This is a genomic window from Antrihabitans auranticaus (assembly GCF_016481275.1).
Taxonomy (GTDB): Bacteria; Actinomycetota; Actinomycetes; order Mycobacteriales; family Mycobacteriaceae; genus Antrihabitans.
Map to the genome: position 1 here is coordinate 469,720 of NZ_JAEMNW010000004.1, position 24,291 is coordinate 494,010.

Genomic DNA, 24,291 nt, shown 5'->3' on the forward strand with positions numbered 1-24,291 from the left:
CGACCGCGGCGGAGAGTCGCAGTACTCGCGCACGGGGGCACTTTGTCGACAGATTTGGGGCTCTTGACGTCGATCGGGCCTTTGGTCCCCCCCGTCGGTTCGTTGGGTATCGGTCATGTCGCTGAACTGTTGCTAGGCTCGGCGGCGGCATCCCTCGCACGAGCGGCCCACTGTCCGGTGGCCATTGTTCGCGGCAAGAGTCGACACGTGGGGGCGCCATCGAGTGGACCTGTCGTGGCGCCGGTCGACAGGGGCGAGTATGCAAACGCAGCGGTGCATTCCGCTTTTCGCGAAGCCGCTCTGCGTCGATCGGAACTCGTCGTCGTCCACCTGCACGAGGCCCGTCCGTGGGCGCTGCCGGCAAGCTCGACGCAGATCCACACCCCGACGAAGGTGGATCGGACTGTCGAACGCTGGCGTACCGCCTATCCGGGAGGTGCGCACGTGAAATCGCAGTGACCGGATATGCGGGAAGCTGCCTCGAGCAGCTCAGTCGATCTTCCCGACTTGTCGTTGTGACTCGTCACGGTGGATCGAAGAATTCGGCTCATCTCGGGTCGACCGCGCACGCGATGGTGTTTCACGCAAAGTGCCCGGTTCTGGTTGTGCCGCAGTAGAGGCAACAGTGCGGAGCGTCGCCTCTCGGCGCTCCGCCTGCTCGACTCGGTGGACCGACGCACCCTGTGCGTTACGGACGAAGTTCGAGAATTTCGGCGACGGGTCGACGTGGGGACCCACCGCCATGGCTGACTGTTGTGCAAGGACGGTGAGCGAGAGGTCAACGAAATCGCCTCTGCAATATCCTTTTCCGGCGGGCGTTGGCAAACATGGACTCCTCCATCCGTTTCCTCTCGCGAACGAGTGTCGTTGCGAGGCGGACGGTCCGACGAGGGCCGGAAGTCCCCGCGCTCGGCGACGTGTTACTCGCCCAGCGGCGTCGATCGGCCCTGGGGCGGCGTCGCCTTGGACGGCAGATTGGAGGTATGGAAAATGTGCGCGACATTGCCGACATCAGCCTGTCCGACGCTTTCGAGGCCGGCGGCAAAGGTGCAAATCTCGGTGAGTTGGTGTCCGCCCACCTCCCGGTTCCGCCGGGCTTTGTCGTTACGCGGAGCGGCTACACCGAGTCCATGGAACTTGGCGGGGTCGCCGACGAGTTGGCGGCCGGCCACCGTGCGGCCATGGCCGCCGCGAGCGACTACACCGGATTGGCGGAACGTTGCCGGCGGCTGCGCGACCTCGTGAGCAAGGCCGGGATGAGTCCTGGGTGCCGCAGCGCCGTTCTGGCCGCGTACGATCGTCTCGGCTCGGATGTCATTGTTGCTGTGCGATCTTCGGCGACCGGTGAAGACGGTGCCGACGCGTCCTTCGCGGGTATGAATGCATCTTTCACGAACGTCAGTGGCCCCGAAGAGCTGATCGAGTCGATCCAGAATTGCTGGGCGTCGCTCTTCACTCCACGAGTGGTCACCTATCGCGCGAGTCGGGGATTCGCGGGAGTGCCGGCAATGGCGGTTGTCGTGCAGACCATGATTGCGTCCGAGCGCTCCGGTGTCGCCTTCACCGCGGACCCGAGTACGGGAGCCCGTGATGTCGTGGTCGTCGAAGCGGCGTTCGGGCAAGGGGAAGTCGTCGTATCCGGTTCGGTGGAGCCCGATACCTATGTCGTTGCGAAAGAAGGCTTTCGATTGCGGACCGCCAGGGTCGGGCGGCAGGACTTTCAGATCGTGCGGGGAGCGGACGGTCGGGATTCGAAGATCGTCCTCGACGACGCGCTGGCGCAGTCACGGGTCCTGACAAACGACGAGGCGGAAGCGGTCGCCTTGCTGTCGGTGGCTGCTGAGACGCACTACGGATGTCCCCAAGATGTCGAATGGGCGATCGCAGCGGGCAAGACTTGGCTCGTTCAGGCGCGACCGATCACGACGTTGGAATCCGCCGCACCTGGTCCGTCTGCACGGACGGATGGTGATGTCTTGGCAAAGGGTCTGCCTGCAGCGCCGGGCGTTGCCGGCGGCGTCGTGCGTGTGCTGGCGAGTCCCGAAGACGGTCGAAAGCTGCGCGACGGAGAGGTTCTGGTTGCGCCGATGACAAACCCGGACTGGCTGCCGACTATCAGGCGCGCTGCCGCGCTCGTCACCGACAACGGCGGAATGACATGCCACGCGGCGATCGTTGCTCGGGAGCTCGGCGTGCCCTGTATCGTCGGCGCACGCTCGGCCACCACCGACCTGGCTGACGGCACCATGGTTACCGTCGACGGAACTGCGGGCGAAGTTCGGACCGGTGCAGAACAGATCAGAACAGTCGTTGTGTCCGAGCCCGATTCAGGCAGGCAGGCTGCGGTCGAGGTGACCGGCACCCGAATCTATGTCAATTTGGCGATGCCGGAATCAGCCCAGGCAGTCGCGGCTAGCGACGTCGACGGTGTGGGGCTGCTGCGAGCAGAGTTCATGCTCACAGAAGCGCTTGGCGGCAGGCATCCGAAAGATCTGATCGCCCGGGGTGAGCAAGGCGCGTTCGTCGACGCGATGGCGACGTCACTGTCCCGCATCGCCCGGCCCTTCGGCTCCAGGCCGGTTGTCTATCGTGCAACAGATCTGCGTAGCAACGAGTTTCGTGGACTGACCGGCGGTGCCATGTACGAACCGAACGAGAACAACCCGATGATCGGATATCGGGGTTGCTTCCGCTACGTCCGCGAGCCGGAGATGTTTGCCCTGGAGCTGGAAGCACTTGCGCGGGTACGTGAACAATGCCCGAATGTTGCACTGATGATTCCCTTCGTCCGTACACGCTGGGAGCTGGAGCAGTGCCTCGAGTTGGTCGACGCCAGTCCGCTGGGCCGCCAACGCGGACTGCATCGGTGGGTCATGGCCGAAGTGCCGTCGGTCGTGCACTGGCTACCTGAATACGTCGGTATGGGAATCGACGGAGTGTCGATCGGGAGCAACGACCTCACCCAGCTCACGTTGGGGGTCGACCGCGATTCGGAGATCTGTTCCGAGCTCTTCGACGAGTTCGATCCTGCTGTGCTCGATGCTATTTCGCAGATCGTCCACATCGCACAGCGCGAAGGGATCACCTCCTCATTGTGCGGGCAGGCGCCGTCGACGCATCCAGAGTTTGCCGAATTCCTTGTGCGATTGGGAATTACCTCGATATCCGTCAATCCGGACGCGGTGCCGGCCGCGCGCAAAGCGATTGCCGGCGCCGAACGGCGGGTGCTGCTGGAAGCGGCGCGCGCAACGTGGGGCAAGCGAGATGGAGCATGAGATGAACGATGCAGGTCCGGCCGTCCTCCCGCTGTGGCGGGAAGTCGTCGTCATGGGACACCGCTCGAGGTATCTCGTCGGCGGACACGGCCCGACAGTAGTCTTTCTGCACGGGTGGGGTTTGGCTCACTCGACGTACCGACGGGCTCTGGACCACCTTGCGGCAAACGGAGTCAACGTGTACGCGCCCGCGATGCCGGGGTTCGGGGGTACGCGCGAACTCTCAGGCGCCGACTTCACGTTGGACGGCTATGCCCGTTGGGTGTCGGAATTCATGCGTGCGGTGGGGATCCGCGAACCGGTGACTTTGGTCGGCCACTCTTTCGGTGGCGGGGTGGCAATTCGTACCGCGCACGACTTTCCCGCACAGGTAGCGCGTTTGGTTCTCGTCAACTCGATCGGCGGCTCTGCATGGGCGAACGGTCGCGGCGTTGTGAAGGCGATGCGGGAACGGCCAATCTGGGATTGGGGCCTGCACCTGCCGGCGGATGTCCTGCCAAACCGGCAGGCAACCAGAGTGCTCCCCGTCATCTTGCGCGATGCCGTACCGAACTTGCTTCGAAATCCGCGTGCGGTATGGCGGGCGGGTTCGATTGTTCGCGCCGTTGATCTCACCGCCGAGCTGGATGAACTGAAGCTCCGCAGACTTCCGGTTGTCATCGTCTGGAGTAAGCGGGACAACGTTATTCCGGCGGCAGCCACAGAATCATTGCGATCTGCTCTTGGTGACCCACACTGCGTGACGGTCGAGGGTAACCACACATGGCTGCTGTCGGACCCACGTCGATTCGGCGAAATCATCACCAACGTAGTCGGTTTCGAGGTTCTTGAGCTACCGGAGCCAGAAATTGCCCAACGCATCGGTAGGGCTGGGTGGTGAATTCCACCCGTCGAGCTGCCCGCGCGATCGCAGCATTCGTCGTCGTCGTGGTTTTGGGGACTGCCGGATATTTCGTTCTTGGCTTCGGTCTCCTCGACGCGCTTTACCAAACAGTCACGACGATCACAACGGTCGGTTTTCGGGAAGTTCAGCCACTCGATTCGACCGGACAGATCTTCACCATCGTATTGATTCTCTGCGGGTTCGGAACCGCTCTCTATGCGTTCGGTCTTGTGCTGGAGACGCTCCTCGAAGGCCATTTGCAACACCACCTCGAAAGGCGCAGAATGCGGCGCGAGATAGCCAGAATGACCGGTCATGTCATCGTCTGCGGTTTCGGCCGGGCCGGACACGCCGTGGCGGACTACCTGGTCTCCGAGGGAAGGCAGCTCGTCGTTGTCGACCGAGATCAGGAGCGGCTACAGAACGCTCCCTACGCTGCGATCGTCGGTGATGTCACCGACGACGAGGTGCTCATCGGTGCCGGGATCGAACGCGCTCAGGCACTTATTGCGGCCTTGGACAGTGACGCCGACAACGTCTATGTCACTCTTTCGAGCAGGGCGCTCCGACCCGATCTGGTGATCATCGCGCGCGCCCGGGCTGACGCCTCGAAGGCGAAGCTGATTCGCGCGGGTGCGGACCGTGCCGTAAACCCGCAACTTATCGGCGGGCGCAGGATGGGCGCGTTTGCCCTGCAGCCCCATGTAGCCGAGTTCCTCGACGTCGTAATGCATGATGAGACGCTCGACTATCGCATCGAGCAGTTCGAGCTGACGAATACGTCGCCGGTCGCGGGAAAAGTGCTGGCGAACACATCAATTCAGTCGTCGACAGGGGCCAAGCTGCTCGCGCTGCGATCTGCCGACGGTCGCTTTCTGACGAATCCTCCCGCTGATACCCGGCTGGAGCCGCAGTCGGTGCTGATCATGTTGGGCACCGCAGTGGAGTTGGCCGCCGTGAGGCAAATCGTGGGCGGGGCAAGCGCGAGTTGGTTGTCGACGAAAGACCATGGGGCAGAGTCTATTCGGCACTCGCACTGATCGAGACGCAGTGGCATCGTCGAGGTGTGAACAATCAGAAGGAGTGCTGACATGGCGATGATTACGGTCCAGGCCGTGTGCGACCAGGGTTTTCGGATCGAAAGCCGCGGACACGCGCTATTTGTGGATCAACCACATGGTGACTCGGTCAGCCTCGGACCGACACCGGTAGAGCTCTTCGTAATGTCGGTTGCCAGTTGTGCGGCTCACTACGCGGTCGCCTATCTTCGAAAGAACGATTTGCCGCATCGTGACCTACGTGTGGAATGCATGTGGAACATGCGTCCCGAGCCGGCTCGGGTCGGCAGGATCGACTTGAAAGTCTTGCCTCCGTCACCGCTCGACGCGGAGCATGTCACGGGAATGCTTGCCGCGGTGAACCATTGCACTGTGCATAACTCGCTGCGGATGCCGCCCGAAGTTCATATCAGCGAGGCGTCGACTGTCGGCTGAACTCGCAGTCAGCGACTCTCACAAGAGAAGGGGTCGGGTATGCGCGCCTTGGTGGTTTTTGAGTCGATGTTCGGAAATACGGAGGAAATTGCGCTGGCGATTGCGGACGGGCTGCAGACGGCTTACGACGTGGACGTTGTCAACGTCGACGAAGCACCGCCGGTTCTATCCTCCGATATCGACCTGCTGGTGGTTGGAGCACCGACTCATGCGCTCGGCTTGAGTCGTGCACAAACACGATCGGAGGCGGCAACGCGAGCGCCGGGGGAGACGGTTACGAAGCACAAGAACCTGCGAGACTGGCTCGCGTCGGCGTCGAGAAGCCGCAACACGGTCTATGCAGTCGCATTCGCGACGCGAGCCGTCAAAGTGAGGTGGCTGCCAGGTTCGGCCGCACGCGCCGCCGCAAAACTCTTGCGCAGGAGGGGCTTCGAATCCTTGGTCAAGCCGACAGACTTTTATGTCGAGGACACCTTAGGTCCGCTGCTACCCGGCGAAGTCTCGAGGGCGAGAATTTGGGGCGCTGAGGTTGCGGCCAAGCGTGTCGAGTCGGACTTGGACAGGTTGTAACCCTGCATCCGTGTGCGAGTGCACTTCCGGGAGAGTTTCCTGGATCACCGACTCAGGTTCGATCACTTGCCGTCTTCGGTCTTCTCGTTCGGTACTGCCGACGTGGATGTTTCTCGAAATTTCGGGTGTTTGGAAGCGAGTGCCCACGCGCCGGGTGCCCATTGCCGCCTGGTGCCGCGCCGAAAGACGGGGCACACGATGGTTCGCTCGGTTATCCAGTCGCGTCGCTTGCTGTCCTTCTTGTCGCTGTCCTCGACCGGTGTGGCAACGATGTATACGTCTCCGAACGGTGAATCAGCGGCCGGTAACAACGTACAGAGCCGTTCGGCCGCAAGGGTCGGATCGCTGCCTGTCGTCGGTCGGATCGACAACCCGTCGAGATTCGTCGGGCTGCTGACTACCGCTCGCACGCTCCACTTCGATACCACTTGCCGGCCTCGATTCCGCAGTCACACCATAATTCTTGTTCCCTCCACAATCGCCGGAGTCGGTGGCCCGGGGGAGGGGCGTAAGGCCCGAGATGCGGATGACTTCGGAGCCCATGACCCGGGACCGCTGTCGCCGTGATTCAGGGTCTCGCGCGGGGTCGAAGGACACCTCGAGTCAGACCTTCCGACTCCCATTCGCGGTCTCCTCGGACTCTGCGGCAACTCGTTGCAAGGCGGCAAGGTTATGAGTCAGGCACCGATATGGCCGACAGCCCGGCTCGGAGGAGGCATGATGACGAAAACTGCTGTACCGCAACAAATGCAGCGACGTGATACCGTGGTCAACGGCCGTCGCGCCCGCTATCTGGTCGGCGGTACCGGACCAGTCATCGTGTTCTTGCACGGTTGGGGACTCGCCGGTACGCCCATGTATCTCAGTGGCCTGAACATGCTGTGCAACAGTGGTTTCCAGGTAATTGCGCCGTCGATGCCAGGATTCGGCACGGAAGAGTTGCCGAAGGATCAGTTCAGCCTCGAAGGGTACGCACGCTGGGTGGTCGACTTCATCGACGCGGTTGGGGTGACTGGGCCGGTCGGTCTGGTCGGCTATTCCTTCGGCGGTGGAGTTGCTATCCGCACGGCACACGATTGGCCGGAACGCATCTCGCGCCTCGTACTGGTCAATTCGATCGGCGGGTCGGCATGGTCGAACGGCCGTGGCGTAGTCGTTTCGTTGCGCGAGCGCCCGCTGTGGGATTGGGGACTGCACATGCGTGCAGACTTCGCGCCGGCCCGTCAACTCACCCGCGTACTGCCCGTGATCCTTCGCGACGGGCTTGCGAATCTTGCAAGCAGTCGCGGGACGGTATGGCGAGCGGCGCGAATCGCGCGTAACGCCGATCTCACACTCGAATTGGGGAGGATCAAGAGCCGCCGACTACCGACTGTGGTCGTGTGGAGCCGGGCAGACAGGGTGATTCCCGCTGTGACCATTGCATCTTTGCGAGCAGCGGCCGGCGATCCGCATTTCGTGACTGTCGACGGCAACCACTGCTGGCTCACGTCCGATCCACATCGCTTCTGCGAAGTCATGACAAATGTGTTGGACACCGACTTGACAGCTGTCGTCGAATCGGAAGGGATGGCTGTATGTCCGGCAGCGTAGTCAGTCCGATCGATCGGCACCCGCCTGCGACGGTTACGAGTCTGCGCGACGGAATTGCCGACGTGCTGGCAGAGAACTACCGAATGCTGAAGGTGTTTCGCGATATCAGGTGGCCCTGTAAGTACCGTCGATCCTACGGAGTCGTCCACCTCGAGATCGAGCTCGAAGAGGCCAGCCCGAATGCCTGACAAGTATGCCGAAGTACGCGAAACCCACACGGGCGTAGTCCTGTTGGTCGGTGATCGTGCACTCAAGGCCAAGAAGCCATGCCGAATGGCGTTTCTCGACTTCAGCACCGCAGCGCTTCGTGAAGCGGCGTGTGCGCGTGAGCTGGAGTTGAACAGGCGTCTGGCCGCCGACGTCTACCTGGGCGTCGGACATCTCTCCGACCCGCTGGGCGGCCCGAGCGAGCCGATCCTGATGATGCGTCGAATGCCGGAGCATTCGAGGCTCGCCACCATGATCGCCGGCGCCGAACCGGTAGAGGCTCAACTTGGCGAGCTAGCGGCGATGATTGCCGCGTTCCACACGACCGCGAAGCGTGGACCGGACATCGACCGGCAGGGGACTGTCGAGTTCGTCCGAATTCGATGGGAAGCGAACCTTCGCGAAATAGCAGCTTTGAACGACGGTTCGAAACTGAGCGGATTGTCCGAAATCGATTTCTTGGCTATGCGGTACCTCGCGGGGCGAGAGAAGTTGTTTGCGCGCCGGATCATGGATTCCCGGATCGTGGATGGTCATGGAGACCTGAGTTGCGAGGACGTCTTCTGCCTTCCAGACGGCCCACGTGCACTCGACTGTCTGGACTTCGACGATGCACTGAGGTTTGTCGACGGTATCGATGATGTCTGTTTTCTGGCGATGGATCTGGAGTTTCGTGGGCGGCCAGATTTGTCGCGCCTGTTTCTTGACGGCTATGTGGAGGCTGCTCAGGATTCGGTGCCCGCGTCGTTGATCGGGCACTACGTCGCCTACCGAGCTTTGGTGCGGGCGAAGGTTGAACTGATCCGCGCCGGCCAAGGCGAGTCTCGGTCGATCGAGACCGCCGAGGAATACCGTCGGCTGGCCGTCGAGCACCTGCGACAGGGCACAGTTCGGCTGTGCACGGTCGGGGGACTGCCGGGTACCGGGAAGACGACGGTTGGCACGGCGCTGGCCGGCATGGTCGGTGCAACTCTGATTTCAAGTGACCGTGTGCGGAAGGAACTCGTTGCCGACGGCGTCATAGACGGTCAGCCGGGTATGTTCGGACGCGGTTTGTATTCGCCGGACACCGTGGCGTTTGTCTATAAGACGATGCTCGAACGCGCGTCCGCCCTCCTGGAGAATGGGATCTCGGTGGTCCTTGACGCGTCCTGGACGGACGACGAAAGGCGTAGCGACGCTACGGCACTCGCGAAGGCGACGGATTCGTTCCCGATCAGCTTGCACTGTGTCGCACCTGCGCACGTCGCTGCGTTGCGAATTTCGCGACGAGACCGCGGAGATTCCGACGCGACGCCCGATATTGCTGTCGCAATGGCTGGTCGGCGGGCGGCGAGCGGACCAGAAAGCACGTTGATCGACACCTCCGGGTCGATCGAGGCATCGGTCGCCGCTGCAACTGAGGCGTGGTACGCGATCTGATTTTCAGTGGTCGTTCTGAAGCTTGGAAACGAAAACTGCCGCCTGTGTTCGACGTTCCATGCCGAGCTTGGCCAGCAGTCGCGAAACGTAATTCTTCACAGTTTTCTCTGCCAAGAACATTCGCGCCGCGATCTGTCGATTGGTGAGTCCTTCGCCGAGTAAATTCAGCAAGGTCTTTTCTTGATCGGTGAGTCCCGACAGTGGTCCTGGCGCATCGGTGCGTTCGCGCAACTTGGCCATCAACGCCGCCGCAGCGCGGTTGTCCAGCAACGATTTCCCTGAGCCGACATCTTTTACTGCTTTGGCGAGTTCCATCCCTCTGATGTCCTTGATCACGTAGCCGCTCGCACCGGCGAGTATGGCGTCCAGCATCGCCTGGTCGTCGGTGAAAGAGGTCAGTATCAGGCATCGCAACTCGGGAAGCTGCGACATAAGATCGCGGCACAATTCGACGCCGTTTCCGTCAGGTAGTTGTAGATCGAGAACCGCAACATCGGGTCGCAGCGCCGGAATTCGGGCAAGCGCTTGCGACACACTTCCGGCTTCGCCGATCACCGTGAGGTCGGGGTCAACTTCGAGCAGGTCCGCGAGCCCGCGACGAACGACTTCATGATCGTCGACGAGAAACACTTTGATCATGAGGATTTCCTTTGATCGCTGCCGGTGTGCACAGTCGAGATTACTCGCGCACTGCGGAAAAGCTGCAGTTGTGCGCACCAGCGACGAAACAAGGATCAGCCGTAGAGCGCATCGATCTCTGCGCTGAATCGCTTCTGAACAATGTTGCGTTTCACCTTGAGGGTCGGTGTGAGTTCGCCGGATTCCTCCGTGAAGTCGACGGCGAGGATGCGGAACTTCTTGATCGCCTCCGCGTTCGAGACGCCACTGTTCGCACGTTGAACAGCGCGGTCGATTTCCGACGCCAAATCGGAGTCGTCGACCAGTTCGTCCAGAGTGGTCTGCTCCGATTTGCTGTTCGCTGCCTTCCAGCGCGGAAATGCGTCCGAATCAATAGTGATCAACGCGCCGACAAACGGCCGCTGGTCTCCCACGACCACTGCTTGGCTGATCAACGGATGCGATCGCAGGGCGTCCTCGAGTCCCGCGGGGACCACGTTCTTTCCAGCCGCGGTCACGATTATGTCCTTCTTGCGGCCGGTGACCGCCACGTAACCGTCTTCGTCGATTTCGCCGATATCTCCGGTCCGGAACCATTCACCATCGAAAGATTCGGCGGTAGCTTTCCCGTTCTTCCAGTAGCCGCGGAACACGACTCCGCCGCGCGCCAAAAGTTCGCCGTCCTCTGCGACGCGAACCCCGTTGCCGGGCAACGGCTTTCCGACGGATCCGATCTTGACCGCGCCGGGGAGATTCAGAGTGACAGCTGCCGTGGTCTCTGTCAGCCCGTATCCCTCGTAGACCGGAATTCCGATACCGGTGTAGAAGTGGCCCAGTCTGGCACCGAGGGGAGCTCCGCCGGAAATGGCGGCCTGGCACTTCCCCCCCAGCGCGGCGCGCAACTTGGCGTAAACCAAGCGGTCGTACACGGCATGCTTTGCGCGCAGACCAATAGGTATCCGGCCGCCGGCTTCGCTCCAGGCGATGGCGGTCTCAGCTGCGGCATCGAAGATGCGGCCCTTGAGAGCACCCGCATCATGTGCCTTCTGCTGCGCGGTGTTGTACACCTTTTCGAACACTCGCGGTACAGACAAGATGAAGTCAGGTTGGAACTCTTCGAAGAGCGTCACCAGATTCTTGGTGTCGCTGGTGTGGCCGATGGTGACCTTCGACGTGAATGCCGCAAGACTGACGGCACGCGCGAAGACATGGGCCATTGGCAGGAACAGCAGCGAGCTTCTCCCTGGCTGCAGGAGATCCGCGAAGCTGGTCTCGAGGACCGCGCTGGTCTCGGAGAGCAGATTGGCGTGCGTCAATTCGCACCCCTTCGGCCTTCCAGTCGTCCCGGACGTATAGATCAACGTTGCTGCTGAGTCCGCGTGCAGGGTCGCCACACGGTCGCGGACCTGATCGGCGGCCACACTTCGACCGAGCGTCGCGAGTTCGGAAACCGCGCCTTCGTCGATCTGGAAGACACGGTCCACGACAGGTCGATCGACGATTGATTCGAAGGTGACGCGGTGTCGAGGCGTTTCCACGATCAGGAACCGCGCCTCCGAGTCCTGGAGGATCCACGCGACCTGTTCGGCTGCGGAAGTTTCGTAGATCGGCACGGTGATTCCGCCGGCGGCCCAGATCGCGTAGTCGAGCAGTGGCCACTCGTATCTCGTACTCGACATCAGGCCGACACGTTCGCCTGGCTGCAGTCCGGAAGCGATCAAGCCTCGCGCGACGGCTTCGACTTCACCCGCGAACTCCGCCGCCGTCACATCGACCCAAAGCCCGTCGACACGCCGCTTGTACACAACGGTGTTGGGTGAATTTGCCCCGTAATCGAACACCACATCGACCGCTGTGGCATCGGTTGGGATCGAGAACTTCGCGGGACTGTTGAATTCGCGCATTGTGCATACCTTCTCAGCGAAAGAGGCGTAATCGGGTTGTTCCACCGATCCTTCCGACGCTAGGGATCGGCGCAGCGATCCGGTAAGGGCAATGGTCCCGCTTCTGTGGCGCAGAGGGCCCTGATCCGCGAGCCCGAAAGTCGTCGCGCAACGGGAGATGACTTTCGGCCCGATCATGGTGCCCGGTCTCCTCTGTTCGGTCAGTCCGACGCAAGCGAATGTTGCCGACATGACTGTCGAAAGCTTGATGTCGGCGTGGCACGTCGAGCGACCCGGGCCGATAGGCACCAACCCCCTTGTCCGGGCACGTATTCCACGACCAACGCCACTTCCGGACGAGCTGCTGGTTCGTGTAGTGGCGTGTGGAGTCTGTAGAACCGACCTCCATGTGAGCGAGGGCGACCTGCCTACTCATAAAAGGGCAGTTGTGCCGGGCCACGAGGTCGTGGGAGAAGTAGTCGCGCTCGGAGATCGTTGCGATGACCACTTCTCGCTCGGTGACCGGGTAGGAATCGGCTGGCTCCGACAGACCTGCGGCATGTGTCACTACTGCGAACGCGACGCAGAGAATCTCTGCCCGCACTCGCAATACACTGGCTGGGATACAGACGGTGGATTCGCCGAGTACACCACCGTGCCGGCCGCTTTCGCTCATCTATTGCCGCGGGGCTACTCGGACGAGGAACTGGCACCATTGCTGTGTGCGGGCATCATCGGCTACCGCTCATTGGTCAGGTCGCAGCTTCCACCCCATGGTCGTCTCGGAATCTACGGGTTCGGCGGCAGCGCACACATCACCGCCCAGCTTGCGCTGGCGCTGGGCGCAGAGGTACACGTGATGACACGTGATGAAAAGGCACGCGCACTAGCGCTCGAACTCGGCGCGACATCGGTACAGGGTGCTGCAGATCTGCCACCGGTGAAAATGGACTCGGCAATCTTGTTTGCGCCGGTCGGTGATCTGGTGCTACCCGCGCTCGAGTCTCTGGACCGCGGTGGAACGCTGGCCATCGCTGGTATACATCTGAGCGATGTACCTGCGCTGAACTACCAGCGGCACCTCTTCTTCGAGAAGCAAGTTCGATCGGTCACATCGAACACGCGAGAAGACGCCAAACATTTTTTCGAGTTCGTCCGGCATCATCATGTCCGCGTGACGACTTCCGCTTATCCACTGGCACATGCAGATCGCGCGTTGGCCGACCTTGCGAACGATCGCGTTGTCGGCGCAGCCGTGCTGGTGCCCTGAGGAGAGGATACGGCCCTAGGGCATCTCGGCCCCTGATTGTGGGGACCTCGACCCTCCCCGGTGATCGGCCGCGATCGATAGTTTCGCGTTACCTACGGATAGGAGTGGCTATGGACGCTTTGGATCTCGCGAGGTGGCAGTTCGGGATCACCACCGTCTACCACTTCATCTTCGTTCCGTTGACCATCGGATTGGCTCCGTTGATCGCGATCATGCAGACAGTCTGGGTTGTCACGGGCAACGAACATTGGTACCGGTTGACCAAGTTCTTCGGGAAACTGTTTCTGATCAATTTCGCGATCGGAGTTGCGACCGGAATTGTCCAGGAGTTCCAGTTCGGAATGAACTGGAGCGAATACTCTCGGTTTGTCGGTGACGTATTCGGCGCACCCCTCGCGCTGGAAGGTCTTGTCGCCTTCTTCTTGGAGTCGACGTTCCTCGGCCTGTGGATCTTCGGCTGGGACAGGCTGCCCAAAGGCGTTCACCTTGCGACTATCTGGCTCGTCGCGATCGGTGTCAATGCATCGGCATTCTTCATCATCGCTGCCAATTCCTTCATGCAACATCCTGTCGGCGCTCGCTACAACGCTGAACGAGGCCGTGCCGAACTCACGTCTATCTGGGAGCTGTTGACCAACAACACGGCCCTGGCAGCATTTCCGCACGTCGTTGCCGGCGCGTTTCTGACGGCTGCGACTTTTGTTGCGGGCGTGTCCGGCTGGTGGATGGTGCGCAACGCACGCAAGGTCTCGACAACCGGACCGGATCTGGACGCGGTCACCGACGCGCGAAAGATGTGGCGACCCGCAGCGCGATTTGCACTCGGCGTGGTGATCGTCGCGGGGATCGCCCTGGTCTTCACCGGCGACCTGCAGGGCAAGCTCATGTTCGACCAGCAACCGATGAAAATGGCCTCTGCGGAATCGTTGTGTGACAGCGGAACCGATCCGGACTTCTCCGTCCTGACGATCGGAACACACAACAACTGCGACAGCGTTGCGCACCTGATCGAAGTTCCCGGCGTGCTGTCCTGGCTCGCCGATGGCGAATTCTCCGGCGTGGAGTTGCAGGGAGTCAATGACCTTCAGCAACAATATGTTTCGAAGTTCGGCGATGGCGACTACCGCCCGAACTTGTTCGTGACCTACTGGTCGTTCCGCTTGATGATCGGATTGGCAATAGGGTCAGCGGCGCTGGCCGTCGCCGGGTTGTGGCTGATGCGAGGTGGTCGGGTTCCGCATCAGCGGTGGTTCGCGTGGCTGTGCCTCGCGGCGATTCCGACTCCGTTTCTCGCCAACAGCGCGGGCTGGATTTTCACCGAGATGGGTCGTCAGCCATGGGTTGTCGCTCCGAATCCGACTGGCGTCGACCAAATTCGCTTGACGGTCGCAGACGCGGTATCGGGTCATTCGTCGTGGACTGTGTTGCTCTCACTCGTGCTCTTCACCCTCGTCTACGCGGTGCTCGCGGTCGTCTGGTTCACATTGGTCCGACGCTACATCGCCGCAGGACCAAGTCACCACGATGCGCACCCACACGGCACAGTCAGGCCCGATGACAATGCCGCCGAACAACTTTCGTTCGCCTACTAGGAGATGACAATGGAACTCGCGCAGGTGTGGTTCGTCCTGGTCGGAGTATTGTTCACCGGATACTTCGTTCTGGAAGGCTTCGACTTCGGTGTTGGAATGCTCTTTCCTGTCCTCGGCCGAACCGACAAGCGACGCCGTGTTCTTCTGAACACGATCGGCCCAGTCTGGGATGGAAACGAAGTGTGGTTGCTGACCGCAGGCGGTGCGCTGTTCGCAGCCTTTCCGGACTGGTACGCAACGATGTTTTCGGGGTTCTACTTGCCCCTGCTGCTCGTTCTGATTGCGCTGATCGTGCGAGTTGTCGCGATCGAATGGCGCGGCAAGATAGACGACGCGCGCTGGCGATCGCGTTGTGACGCCGCAATCATGGTGGGTTCCTGGGTGCCCGCAGTGCTGTGGGGCGTCGCTTTCGCCAATCTCGTTCGCGGAGTTGCCATCAACGGTGACCGGCAGGTGACATCGAATCTGTTCGACATGCTCAACCCGTACGCCTTGGTGGGCGGCGTGACGACGGCGCTCGTCTTTGCCCTTCACGGAGCGGTATTCATTGCACTCAAAACGTCGGGCGAGGTCCGGGACGACGCGGTGCTCCTCGCACAACGACTCGCGCTTCCCGCGGTTGGCATAGCGGGTGCGTTTGTCGTTTGGACCCAATTCGAGTACGGCAAGGCCTGGACATGGCTGGCGGTGGCGGCTGCTGCTGGTGCGCTCATTGGCGTCGCCACTCTTACCCGGGCAGGAAGGGAGGGTTGGGCGTTCGTGCTGACCACCGTAGCCGTGATCTCGACCGTGGTGCTCCTGTTCGGTTCGCTGTATCCGAATTTGATGCCGTCGACAACTGACGCGGCATACAACCTGACCATCCAGAACTCTTCGTCCAGCGATTACACGCTGAAGGTTATGACCTGGGCCGCCGCGTTTATGACGCCCGTCGTCGTCATGTATCAGGCGTGGACCTACTGGGTGTTTCGGAAGCGGATTTCTACAGACCACATTCCACCGTCCATCGGCCTGGCGCCGGAACGAACGCAGTGACTGTCGCGACCGAACCGCGGCCCGGGCGTGGCCCGATCGACCCGCGCCTGTGGAAGTATTCGCACTCGGCCCGTGGCTATCTGGCACTGACCATCGGCCTGTCCTTCGCTGCAACGGTCGCGACCGTTGTGTCGGCACTATGTTGGCCGGAGTCATAACCGATCCGGCCCGTCGAAACCCGGGTTCGTGGGGGTTCGAACTCGGCGCACTCTGCACGGCGTTGGCGGTGCGCGTGCTCGCCGTGTGGGCTCAAGCTCGCTACGGGCACCGCGCCGCATCCCGCGTGGTCGCCGAGCTCGAGTCCGAAGTGCTGAAGGTCGGCGCGAAATTATCACCGCGAGAACTTGATTCACGCCGGTCCGACCTCGCGTTCCTTGTGACGAGAGGCCTCGACGATCTTCGGCAGTACCTAGCCGGCTATCTTCCGGCGCTCCTGCTGGCCGCGATTGTGCCACCGATTGTGCTTGTCGTGATTGCATTGCACGATCTTGTATCGGCAGTGATCATCGTTGTCACGATTCCGCTCATACCGATCTTCATGGTTTTGATCGGGCTGCTCACAAGGCAGCGGTCGGAGGCAACGCTGAAGACGATGAGTGGTCTCTCCGCGCAACTGCTCGATCTGCTTGCGGGTTTGCCGACGCTTCGTGCGTTGGGCCGCGAACGTGGTCCCGCGAAACGCGTCCGCGAACTAGGTGACGCCCACAGAAAGTCCGCTATGGCGGCGCTGCGAATCGCCTTCCTGTCGGCATTCGTTCTGGAATTGCTCGCAACCCTCTGCGTCGCGCTGGTCGCTGTAAGTATCGGGCTGCGTTTGGTCTTCGGTGAGATGCCTTTGGTTGCGGGACTCGTGGCACTCATCCTCGCTCCCGAGGTGTATCAGCCTCTGCGCGCGGTCGGTGTGAAGTTTCATGCGGCAGCCAACGGGAAGGCGGCTGCCGATCGAGCATTCGAGGTGCTCGACGAGGTGGTGCCGACAAAGTCGGTTGGGCACAGTCCGGTCCCCGCCGACTGCCGGATCGAACTAGATCGGGTCTCGATTCGAACCCGCCACGGGTTCGCCCCGTCCAGACTGTCAGCGCGTCTGCGCCCGGGCATGCTGAGCGTCCTCGCCGGCGCGAACGGTGCCGGAAAATCTACAGTGCTGCAGGCAATCCTGGGGTTGATCGCGACTGACGAGGGCGCTGTGTCCGTGGGCGGAATCGATGTCGCGAACCTTGATCTGCAGCAGTGGTGGTCACGAGTTGCTTGGCTGCCACAGCGTCCCGTGCTCGTTCCGGGGACTCTGCGGGAGAACCTCGAACTGACGGGATCCGTTGCCTTCGACGCAGATCTTGCGACCGCCTGCGCGGCAACAGGTTTCGACGCAGTGCTCGATGAATTGCCGCACCGGTGGGCGACAGTTGTGGGGGAGGGCGGGGTTGGTCTGTCGCTTGGACAGCGGCAGCGCCTGGCGTTGACCAGGGTTCTCGTCAGCCAGCGGCCAGTTCTACTGCTCGATGAGCCTACCGCCCACCTCGACGGAGCCTCCGAAGCGATGGTTCTCGCGGCGCTCGTCGAACGCGCGCACTGGGGTGGAACCGTTGTCGTGGTTGGACATCGGCCGGCTGTACTGGCGGTCGCCGACGAAATCGTGGAAGTTCGATCCGATGCGTAATGACCCTCTTGTGCGTGCACTCCTCCTGCTGGAGATCCTTCCCCGACGAATCGCCGCAGCTATCACAGCCGGTGTCGTTGCCCTCGGCAGTGGGCTAGCGCTCGCCGCGTTGGCGGCTTGGCTGATTGCGCGCGCATGGCAAATGCCCCCGGTTCTGGACCTGTCGATCGCCGTGGTGTCCGTTCGCGCGCTCGGTATCTCACGGGGGGTATTCCGATATCTGGAACGTCTTGCATCCCACGACGCGGCACTTCGTGGAACAACCAACGCGCGCGCGTCGATCTATCGTCTGCTGGCGGAGGGGAATTCCGCGACCGTTACTGGATTGCGGCGCGGCGACCTCTCGGTCAGGACAGGGGACGACGTCGATGTCATCGGTGGCGTCGTTGTGCGGGTGGTAGTCCCGATCGCGGTCGCGACGGTCTTGGCAACGGCCGCAGTCGTACTCACGGCAGTCATCTCGTTGCCTGCCGCTGCTGTGCTGGCCGCTGCGGCGATCTTTGCGGGCGTTGTGGCCCCGTGGGCGGGCGCACGATCAGCACGACGAGCTGAGCAGAGCGCGGCGGCCTCTCGTGCCACGGCCGCAGAAGGCGGTGTGACTGCGCTGGACCACAGTGCCGAATTGCGCGTCGCGGGAAAGCTCGAGGCGTTGCTCGATCAGACCCATGGCAGCCGCATGAAATCTGTGGCTTTGTTCGATCGGGCTGCTTTCGGCTCGGCACTGTCGTCGGCAGCGCAGCCGCTCGCAATTGCTGTCAGTCTGGTCGCGGCTCTTGTGATCGGCACCCTCACATACGAGTCCGGCGATGCGCTGTCGCCGACTGCGCTTGCGGTGCTCGTGCTGTTGCCCTTGTCGGCATTCGAAGCGGTCGGGCCGCTGCCTGAGGCCGCGCAGGAACTCACGCGGGCGCGGATTGCCGCGACGCGAGTGATGAAGCTGCTCGATGACGCCCGGCCTGCCTGCGCGACGGCGAATTCGGTGCCGGTTCCAGTGGCTGTCAGGCTTGTAGCCACTGACCTTTCCTGTGGGTGGACAGGTGGAACAGTCACTCGCGCAATAGATTTGGATCTATCTCCCGGGTCGCGCACGGCGATTGTCGGAGCGAGTGGCGCAGGCAAGACTACTTTGCTGATGACGCTCGCTGGCCTCGTTCCTGCGATTCGCGGAACGGTCTCGATCGATGACATTCCTATCGAACGGTTTTCCGCTGCAGAGCTGCGTTCGAAGATCAGCTTCTTCGCCGAGGATGCGCACCTGTTCGATACCTCGCTGCTGGAGAACTTGAGAGTCTCGTGCGGCGATCTCGACGACAGTGCAGCACTGAGTCTGCTTGATGCCGTGGGACTGGGCGAGTGGGTGCGGGGTCTGCCGGCCGGAGTGCACACAAAGCTGACGGGGGGTGCCAAGGCAGTCTCCGGGGGTCAGCGCCGACGAATTCTGCTGGCGCGGGCACTTGCTTCACCGGCTCGCGTACTTCTGCTCGATGAGCCCACCGAACACCTCGACGATGTGGACGGCGGGGATCTGCTGCGGCAGTTGCTCGATCGCACTTCTGGGATCGTCGGCGCTGATCGGACGGTCGTACTGGTCACCCACCAACTTCCTCTCGACGTGAGTGCCGACGAGGTTCGGTTGGTCGAGGTGGCGAGTGGTGAAACATGCTCTCCAGCAACGACTTCACGGTTCTAGAGAGCATTGTGGCTGGTAGTGCAGGACTTTCTGCTCTGCCTGACAGCTTTCGTAGGTGGCACCGTTAGAGAATCGGAGGTAGTGAAATGGAAAAGCATTGGCTTGTAATGGAAGACGAGTCGCAGAAGGCTCGCTCGCCGTACCGCACCCGAATTGCCGGAGCGGGCAGGTGCCTCCCCAAGACCCATATGACGACCGACGAGGTGATGGCCTCGACTACACACCGGACCCACATCGATCTCGAACGATTGACCGGAATTCACGAGCGACGTGTGTCGGCCGGTGACCATGATTCTTTGACCCTCGCCGTAGCGGCCGCCGTTGACAGTCTGCGTCACGCCGGACGCCGCGGCGACGAACTCGAAGTCGTGATCAATTGCAGCATAACGAAATTCCGTGCCGGTCTTACCCAGTGGCTGGAACCGACCATGAGCAGTGCGATCGCGAAGCGAATCGGTGCAAAAGGTGCGATGACGTTCGATATCTCCAATGCGTGCGCTGGAATGCTTACCGGAGTGGCGATCCTGAACAACTGGATCAGGCAGGGGATCGTCACCCGCGGGATGGTGGTGAGCGGTGAGTACATCTCACCGGTCAGCGCGAACGCGGCCAATCACGTGCATAACATCATGAGCAAGGAACTCGCCTCGTTGACGGTGGGCGACGCCGGCGCCGCGCTTGTTCTCGAACGCGCGACCGCCGGATCGGGAAGTATCTCGGTATCCGGGTTCACCACCATCGCGGACCACAGTCGGCTTTGCCTCGCGTATCCGAAGGGGCATGAGCCGGCGGCGCGGATGTTCACCAATTCGCGTGCCATTCACAAGGTCGCGATCGCTGACACCCCCGTGCTGTTGCAGGAAGTGCTCGACACCGCTGGGCTGTCGCTTCACGATATCGATCACGTCATCACTCATCAGACATCTGCACGTGCGATTCGAAAGGGGATGGCGGAACTGATCGAGAAATTCGGCGATGCGCCACAGCACGATGCCGTCATCACCGTCGACAAGTACGGCAACACCGCGTCGACCACTCACACCGTGGCGCTGGTCGACGAGTTCGAAGCGAAACGTATCGAACCGGGCGAGACAGTGGCGCTCGTGGCGCTGGCCTCCGGTTTGGAGATCGGCGTCGTTCTCTTCACACCGGACAAGGAGTTACTGGATAGCTATGGGAACGATCATTGACAACATCAGCGTTACGCACGGGGGGTGGCGTACCAAGCACAGTGCGCTGCATCTAGGCGTGAATGCCGCGAAGGAGTGTCTGTCGTCTGCGCGGTGCGATCCGAACGACCTGGACTTGGTAGTCAACGCAGGTCTCTATCGCGATCGCAACCTCGGGGAGCCTGCCTTGGCCGCGTTGATTCAAGAGGATATCGGCGCGAATCCCGAAGATCCGCACGCCGGGGGGCACGGCACCTTTTCGTTCGACGTGGCGAACGGTGCCTGTGGTGCTGTTACAGCGACCCAGATCATTGACGGCTTTCTGCGGACTGGAACCGTCGGTCGCGGGCTCGTAGTGACAAGTGATGCGGATCCCGGGCACGGCATGAGCAAGGATTTCCCGTTCGCGCCGACCGGCGCCGCATTGCTTTGCAGTTGGACCGACGCGGACTGCGGCTTCGGCGAATTTCACTGGGTCAGAGCCGATGACGAGAGTGCCTTCAGCTCCACCGTGCGGCTCGACCATCGGCAGAACGTCTTGCATTTCGACATCTCGGACACCTACGCCGAGAGATTCGCCGCAGTTGCTGCGCGTGCCGCCGAAAAATGCCTTGCCACCGCTGAATTGGATATCGACGATCTGGACATGATCGTCGCCGCGCCGTCGGATCGAAAGTTCTGCATCGTCCTGGGGAGCGAACTCGGGATGTCGCCACAGCGGATTACAGCCGCGGCGACCGCGAATTCTCACACCGCCGCTATCCTCGAGGCAATGAAAGAGGCTGTCGCGCAGCTGCGTCCGGGTGGTACGGCCCTCGTGCTCGCCGCTGGAGCAGGGATCGAGGCAGTTGCGGTGCTGTATCGCAAACCCGAATACGCGTAGCGGCACCAGGAGGTCGAGGGCGTCGGCGTCGGGGGCCGACGAGCACTTTCGCATCGCCTTTCGGGCTGCGTCAGGCAATCCCTGCCGTTGCGCCTTGCACGCGTCAGAGTGCAACGGCAGGATGCAGAATCAGGATCGGGAATGGGCTTCGTTCACGAGAAGCTCCATGTGCCTTTCGATCTCACGTGCCAGGAACGCGATATCCGGCGCTGAGTCGAAATCGCCCGTGATCCCGAACGAAACCCGGTCTACGTAGCTCAAAATCGCGATTCCGATCCGCAACTGCCAGGCAATCGGCACGTAGGGAAGGATCTCGATGACGCGCCGCCCGAGCACCGTTCTGCTCTGTTTCGGGCCGGGGACATTGGTAGCGACGATATCGACGCCGTGTTGTGGAAATTTGCTCGCCAAGCGCACCGCCCAAGCGGTCGGCGCGAACGGCCAATGCTCGGCGAAGGCGGTCGCGAGCTGACCCGCTTCTGCTTCACCACCGGATTTGTGGGCCGCCATTCGGCCGTGTACGGCCGCCAGCTGTTCCACCGGGTCGGCGATGGCGACCGGCAGTACCGGCAACATCAGCGACACGCGGTTGTCGAGGACGTCCGCGTTACTGGCCGATCGAACGGAAACCGGAACGAGCGTCCGGACCGAGTCATCCCTTGGTTCTTCTCCGCGGCGCAAGAGCATCGTGCGCAATGCCCCGGTGATTGCCGCGAGGACGACGTCGTTGACTTTCACATCGAAGGCACCGCAGACGTCGCGGATGTCGAGCATCGACGCGCGTGCAACTGTGTACCTACGCTGCTTTCCGATAGGGCCGAGCAGCGAAGTCGGTGCGGTCGGCGTGAGAACACCGCCGGCAATGCCCGCGAAACCCTTGGCCGCATGCAATGTTCCGCGCGCCAAGCGCAGTGGCGAGAGGAGGCCTCGCACGAAGGAGCGCAGTTGTGTCACGGATTCACCGGTCAGCGCGTTTCGGACGCGGCGCGCGATGCCGAGCTGCTCGTCACCAAAATCTGTCCGGTTGACCAGTCGTACTACTGTGCGATGCGGGTCGGGGTCGCACAGGGCCTCGAAGAGCCTCGCACCCGAGATACCGTCGGCCATGCAGTGGTGGACCTTGGCAAGTACCGCCCAGCGACCATGTTCGAGGCCTTCGATCACCCAGCATTCCCACATCGGCCTGGATCGGTCGAGTCGTTGTGCCATAACCCGTCCGACGAGGTGGCTCAGGGATTCGTCGTCGCCCGGTGCGGGCAATGCAGTTCTCCGTAGGTGGTGATCGAGATCGAAGCTGTCGTCGTCGATCCAGACTGGCGCGCTGAGATCCAACGCAGTCGTCTGCACCCGTTGCCGTGCGTGTGGAATTGTGGTCAGCCGGTCTGCCACGGAATCCAGGAATTCTGATTCGCTGGGAGGCGGCCCTTCCAAAATGGCGATGGCCGCGATCGCGAGGCTCACGTTCGGATCGGAGTCTTCCAATTCGAGAAACCCGGCGTCGAGTGGCGACAGATGGTCTGGCATGAGCACCCAATTCTTTTGAAGGACTATGTAGTCGCGGCGGCGATGAACTCATCAGCCGCTTCTCTAGGGTTGCCGGATGCAGTGGGTCGAAGGAGAGTCCGAGGTCCCGGCACCCGCGGCGAAAGTCGTTCGTCCTAGTGCAGTTTCGGGATCAATAAGTACACCCCGAACAGAACTGCCGCAGCGCAGATGACCAGTGCACTGCTGGCAAGTGCGAATCCGCTGCGCCGACGAAACGGAGAGGACGCGGGATCATCGATTCGTGCATAACCGAGAACGCCGACTGTAAAGACGGATACGAGTGTGACGCCGATGGCGATGCTGAGACCAGCGGCCCGTAAGAGTGAGGTCCAATTAATCACTAGGTGCGACATGTGGCGTCCTTCGTCAGACGGTGAGAGCTGGGAGACGGTGCACAGGGTGGTTCACGTTCGCGGCGCTGACGACGTCGCGTCGCGAAATCGTGTAGATAGCTAGCACGGCCACGACGAGCGCACCGCAGACAACAGCGACTCCGCCGTTACCGGAGTCCGCAACGCGCCCGCTGAGTCCGCCGAGAGTGGCCGCGGCCGGCACGGTGAATGCCCATGCCAAGACCATCCGCCGGGCCACGGTCCACCGGACCTGAGCCAGCTTCCTGCCGAGCCCTGCGCCCAGGATGCTGCCGGTGCAGACCTGCGTTGTGGACAACGGAAAGCCCATATGCGCGGACGTGAGCAAGACAACGCTGGACGTTGTCTCGGCCGCAAATCCCTGCGGTGGTTCGATTTCGGCGAGTCCGTGCCCCATTGTGCGGATGATTCGCCATCCACCGAGGTAGGTACCGGTAGCGAGCACGACCGCGCACGCCGTGATCACCCACAGCGGCGGCCCGGAGCCTGGACTGAGGTGGCCCGAAGTGATCAGGAGCAGCGTGATGATGCCCATCGTCTTCTGGCCGTCACTGGTGCCGTGGGCTAGCGAAACCACAGAAGCCGAGATTGTCTGGCCGAAGCGGAAGCCGGCGTCGACGGACTTCTTTGCCGCGCTGTGCGTCATTTTGTACACGAGGTATGTGCCGATGAGTGCTACCACGCCGGCGAGAACGGGTGACGTCAATGCGGGAAGCAAGATTTTGGAGACGAGAACGCTGAAGTGGACTGCGTCGGCACCGGCAGCGATCCATACGGCCCCGATGAGTCCGCCGAACAGCGCATGCGATGAGGAGGAAGGCAGACCGACGAGCCACGTCAGCATGTTCCAGACAATCGCGGCGACGAGGCCGCCGAAGATCACCGCGGGCGTGATCTTGGTGTCGTCGACCAACCCCCCCGATATCGTCTTCGCGACCGCGGTGGACAGGAACGCTCCGCACAAGTTGAGAACCGCAGAAATGGCGACCGCGACCCTGGGTTTCAGCGCGCCCGTCGCGATCGAAGTTGCCATCGCGTTGGCAGTGTCGTGAAAGCCATTGGTGAAATCGAACACGAGCGCCGTGATCACTACGGCGAGAACGATGAACGACACATCCATCGGATAATCCTTTCG

21 protein-coding genes and 2 pseudogenes are annotated in these 24,291 nt (G+C 61.8%); 18 read left to right on the forward strand and 5 right to left on the reverse strand.

Annotated features, from left to right (window positions below; all coding sequences use genetic code 11):
- Positions 1 to 102 precede the first annotated feature (102 nt).
- From JGU72_RS31445 to JGU72_RS20270, 8 genes and pseudogenes are all read left to right on the forward strand, one after another.
- Positions 103 to 180 (forward strand): annotated as a pseudogene (locus JGU72_RS31445) (hypothetical protein); the annotation flags it as partial.
- A gap of 27 nt (positions 181 to 207) precedes the next feature.
- The gene (locus JGU72_RS20240) at positions 208 to 459 is read left to right on the forward strand and encodes a universal stress protein (protein ID WP_199685844.1); all 252 of its coding nucleotides are present in this window, start codon (positions 208 to 210) and stop codon (positions 457 to 459) included.
- The gene (locus tag JGU72_RS31450; protein ID WP_374101135.1) at positions 456 to 617 is read left to right on the forward strand and encodes a universal stress protein; all 162 of its coding nucleotides are present in this window, start codon (positions 456 to 458) and stop codon (positions 615 to 617) included. The genes JGU72_RS20240 and JGU72_RS31450 overlap by 4 nt, the downstream gene beginning before the upstream one ends.
- A 366-nt stretch (positions 618 to 983) precedes the next feature.
- Entirely contained in the window at positions 984 to 3,275 is a 2,292-nt protein-coding gene (gene ppsA, locus JGU72_RS20250) for a phosphoenolpyruvate synthase (RefSeq protein ID WP_199685846.1), read from the forward strand.
- 1 nt (position 3,276) lies between these two features.
- A complete protein-coding gene (locus JGU72_RS20255) occupies positions 3,277 to 4,155 on the forward strand; it encodes an alpha/beta fold hydrolase (protein ID WP_199685847.1) in 879 nt (292 codons plus the stop codon).
- Positions 4,149 to 5,198, forward strand: coding sequence for a potassium channel family protein (locus JGU72_RS20260; protein ID WP_374101136.1), 1,050 nt, complete (start codon positions 4,149 to 4,151; stop codon positions 5,196 to 5,198). The genes JGU72_RS20255 and JGU72_RS20260 overlap by 7 nt, the downstream gene beginning before the upstream one ends.
- A gap of 51 nt (positions 5,199 to 5,249) precedes the next feature.
- On the forward strand, positions 5,250 to 5,651 hold the full coding sequence (locus JGU72_RS20265) for an OsmC family protein (protein ID WP_199685849.1): 402 nt from the start codon (positions 5,250 to 5,252) through the stop codon (positions 5,649 to 5,651).
- Positions 5,652 to 5,690: 39 nt separating this feature from the next.
- Entirely contained in the window at positions 5,691 to 6,221 is a 531-nt protein-coding gene (locus JGU72_RS20270) for a flavodoxin domain-containing protein (RefSeq protein ID WP_199685850.1), read from the forward strand.
- Between the two features lie 62 nt (positions 6,222 to 6,283).
- Here JGU72_RS20270 and JGU72_RS20275 read toward each other — a convergent pair whose 3' ends face one another.
- Positions 6,284 to 6,649 (reverse strand): hypothetical protein, encoded by a 366-nt coding sequence (locus tag JGU72_RS20275; RefSeq protein WP_199685851.1) that lies wholly within the window; start codon positions 6,647 to 6,649, stop codon positions 6,284 to 6,286.
- Positions 6,650 to 6,941: 292 nt separating this feature from the next.
- On the opposite strand from JGU72_RS20275, the gene JGU72_RS20280 reads away from it, so the two are divergent.
- From JGU72_RS20280 to JGU72_RS20290, 3 genes are read left to right on the forward strand one after another with little or no spacing between them, the layout of a single operon-like run.
- The gene (locus JGU72_RS20280; RefSeq protein WP_233532709.1) at positions 6,942 to 7,814 is read left to right on the forward strand and encodes an alpha/beta fold hydrolase; all 873 of its coding nucleotides are present in this window, start codon (positions 6,942 to 6,944) and stop codon (positions 7,812 to 7,814) included.
- Complete coding sequence (locus tag JGU72_RS20285) at positions 7,799 to 8,002, forward strand: hypothetical protein (RefSeq protein WP_199685852.1); 204 nt, start codon at positions 7,799 to 7,801, stop codon at positions 8,000 to 8,002. Before JGU72_RS20280 ends, JGU72_RS20285 begins: the two co-directional genes overlap by 16 nt.
- Entirely contained in the window at positions 7,995 to 9,443 is a 1,449-nt protein-coding gene (locus JGU72_RS20290; RefSeq protein ID WP_199685853.1) for a bifunctional aminoglycoside phosphotransferase/ATP-binding protein, read from the forward strand. Before JGU72_RS20285 ends, JGU72_RS20290 begins: the two co-directional genes overlap by 8 nt.
- Before the next feature lie 3 nt (positions 9,444 to 9,446).
- Here JGU72_RS20290 and JGU72_RS20295 read toward each other — a convergent pair whose 3' ends face one another.
- Positions 9,447 to 10,082 (reverse strand): response regulator, encoded by a 636-nt coding sequence (locus tag JGU72_RS20295; RefSeq protein WP_199685854.1) that lies wholly within the window; start codon positions 10,080 to 10,082, stop codon positions 9,447 to 9,449.
- A gap of 95 nt (positions 10,083 to 10,177) precedes the next feature.
- On the reverse strand, positions 10,178 to 11,965 hold the full coding sequence (locus JGU72_RS20300) for an AMP-dependent synthetase/ligase (RefSeq protein WP_199685855.1): 1,788 nt from the start codon (positions 11,963 to 11,965) through the stop codon (positions 10,178 to 10,180).
- A gap of 247 nt (positions 11,966 to 12,212) precedes the next feature.
- Between JGU72_RS20300 and JGU72_RS20305 the strand changes: the two genes are divergently transcribed.
- The 7 genes and pseudogenes from JGU72_RS20305 to JGU72_RS20335 all read left to right on the forward strand — a co-directional run bounded on the left by JGU72_RS20305 (position 12,213) and on the right by JGU72_RS20335 (position 21,240).
- Positions 12,213 to 13,214: a zinc-binding alcohol dehydrogenase family protein gene (locus JGU72_RS20305; protein ID WP_199686110.1), complete on the forward strand. Its 1,002-nt coding sequence runs from the start codon at positions 12,213 to 12,215 to the stop codon at positions 13,212 to 13,214.
- 110 nt (positions 13,215 to 13,324) lie between these two features.
- Positions 13,325 to 14,806, forward strand: a complete 1,482-nt coding sequence (locus JGU72_RS20310) for a cytochrome ubiquinol oxidase subunit I (protein ID WP_199685856.1) — start codon at positions 13,325 to 13,327, stop codon at positions 14,804 to 14,806.
- Between the two features lie 9 nt (positions 14,807 to 14,815).
- A complete protein-coding gene (gene cydB / locus JGU72_RS20315) occupies positions 14,816 to 15,841 on the forward strand; it encodes a cytochrome d ubiquinol oxidase subunit II (RefSeq protein WP_199685857.1) in 1,026 nt (341 codons plus the stop codon).
- Positions 15,838 to 17,498, forward strand: a pseudogene (gene cydD / locus JGU72_RS20320) (thiol reductant ABC exporter subunit CydD). The gene cydB and the pseudogene cydD overlap by 4 nt, the downstream one beginning before the upstream one ends.
- A complete protein-coding gene (gene cydC, locus JGU72_RS20325) occupies positions 17,491 to 19,188 on the forward strand; it encodes a thiol reductant ABC exporter subunit CydC (protein ID WP_199685858.1) in 1,698 nt (565 codons plus the stop codon). Before cydD ends, cydC begins: the two are co-directional and overlap by 8 nt.
- A gap of 86 nt (positions 19,189 to 19,274) precedes the next feature.
- On the forward strand, positions 19,275 to 20,378 hold the full coding sequence (locus JGU72_RS20330) for a 3-oxoacyl-ACP synthase III family protein (protein WP_199685859.1): 1,104 nt from the start codon (positions 19,275 to 19,277) through the stop codon (positions 20,376 to 20,378).
- Positions 20,362 to 21,240, forward strand: a complete 879-nt coding sequence (locus JGU72_RS20335) for a 3-oxoacyl-[acyl-carrier-protein] synthase III C-terminal domain-containing protein (RefSeq protein ID WP_199685860.1) — start codon at positions 20,362 to 20,364, stop codon at positions 21,238 to 21,240. Before JGU72_RS20330 ends, JGU72_RS20335 begins: the two co-directional genes overlap by 17 nt.
- 129 nt (positions 21,241 to 21,369) lie before the next feature.
- Here JGU72_RS20335 and JGU72_RS20340 read toward each other — a convergent pair whose 3' ends face one another.
- Both JGU72_RS20340 and JGU72_RS20345 read right to left on the reverse strand, forming a co-directional pair.
- A complete protein-coding gene (locus JGU72_RS20340) occupies positions 21,370 to 22,764 on the reverse strand; it encodes a WS/DGAT/MGAT family O-acyltransferase (protein ID WP_199685861.1) in 1,395 nt (464 codons plus the stop codon).
- Between the two features lie 387 nt (positions 22,765 to 23,151).
- On the reverse strand, positions 23,152 to 24,276 hold the full coding sequence (locus JGU72_RS20345) for an inorganic phosphate transporter (protein ID WP_199685862.1): 1,125 nt from the start codon (positions 24,274 to 24,276) through the stop codon (positions 23,152 to 23,154).
- Positions 24,277 to 24,291 lie beyond the last annotated feature (15 nt).

Bases quoted from the DNA above. Each gene is read 5' to 3' on its own strand.
- JGU72_RS20345 (WP_199685862.1), bottom strand. From the start codon at position 24,276: ATGGATGTGTCGTTCATCGTTCTCGCCGTAGTGATCACGGCGCTCGTG.
- JGU72_RS20255 (WP_199685847.1), top strand. From the start codon at position 3,277: ATGAACGATGCAGGTCCGGCCGTCCTCCCGCTGTGGCGGGAAGTCGTC.
- cydB (WP_199685857.1), top strand. From the start codon at position 14,816: ATGGAACTCGCGCAGGTGTGGTTCGTCCTGGTCGGAGTATTGTTCACC.
- JGU72_RS20300 (WP_199685855.1), bottom strand. From the start codon at position 11,965: ATGCGCGAATTCAACAGTCCCGCGAAGTTCTCGATCCCAACCGATGCC.
- JGU72_RS20265 (WP_199685849.1), top strand. From the start codon at position 5,250: ATGGCGATGATTACGGTCCAGGCCGTGTGCGACCAGGGTTTTCGGATC.
- JGU72_RS20285 (WP_199685852.1), top strand. From the start codon at position 7,799: ATGTCCGGCAGCGTAGTCAGTCCGATCGATCGGCACCCGCCTGCGACG.
- JGU72_RS20290 (WP_199685853.1), top strand. From the start codon at position 7,995: ATGCCTGACAAGTATGCCGAAGTACGCGAAACCCACACGGGCGTAGTC.
- cydC (WP_199685858.1), top strand. From the start codon at position 17,491: ATGCGTAATGACCCTCTTGTGCGTGCACTCCTCCTGCTGGAGATCCTT.
- ppsA (WP_199685846.1), top strand. From the start codon at position 984: ATGGAAAATGTGCGCGACATTGCCGACATCAGCCTGTCCGACGCTTTC.
- JGU72_RS20305 (WP_199686110.1), top strand. From the start codon at position 12,213: ATGTCGGCGTGGCACGTCGAGCGACCCGGGCCGATAGGCACCAACCCC.
- JGU72_RS20335 (WP_199685860.1), top strand. From the start codon at position 20,362: ATGGGAACGATCATTGACAACATCAGCGTTACGCACGGGGGGTGGCGT.
- JGU72_RS20270 (WP_199685850.1), top strand. From the start codon at position 5,691: ATGCGCGCCTTGGTGGTTTTTGAGTCGATGTTCGGAAATACGGAGGAA.
- JGU72_RS20310 (WP_199685856.1), top strand. From the start codon at position 13,325: ATGGACGCTTTGGATCTCGCGAGGTGGCAGTTCGGGATCACCACCGTC.
- JGU72_RS20340 (WP_199685861.1), bottom strand. From the start codon at position 22,764: ATGCCAGACCATCTGTCGCCACTCGACGCCGGGTTTCTCGAATTGGAA.
- JGU72_RS20330 (WP_199685859.1), top strand. From the start codon at position 19,275: ATGGAAAAGCATTGGCTTGTAATGGAAGACGAGTCGCAGAAGGCTCGC.
- JGU72_RS20295 (WP_199685854.1), bottom strand. From the start codon at position 10,082: ATGATCAAAGTGTTTCTCGTCGACGATCATGAAGTCGTTCGTCGCGGG.
- JGU72_RS20280 (WP_233532709.1), top strand. From the start codon at position 6,942: ATGACGAAAACTGCTGTACCGCAACAAATGCAGCGACGTGATACCGTG.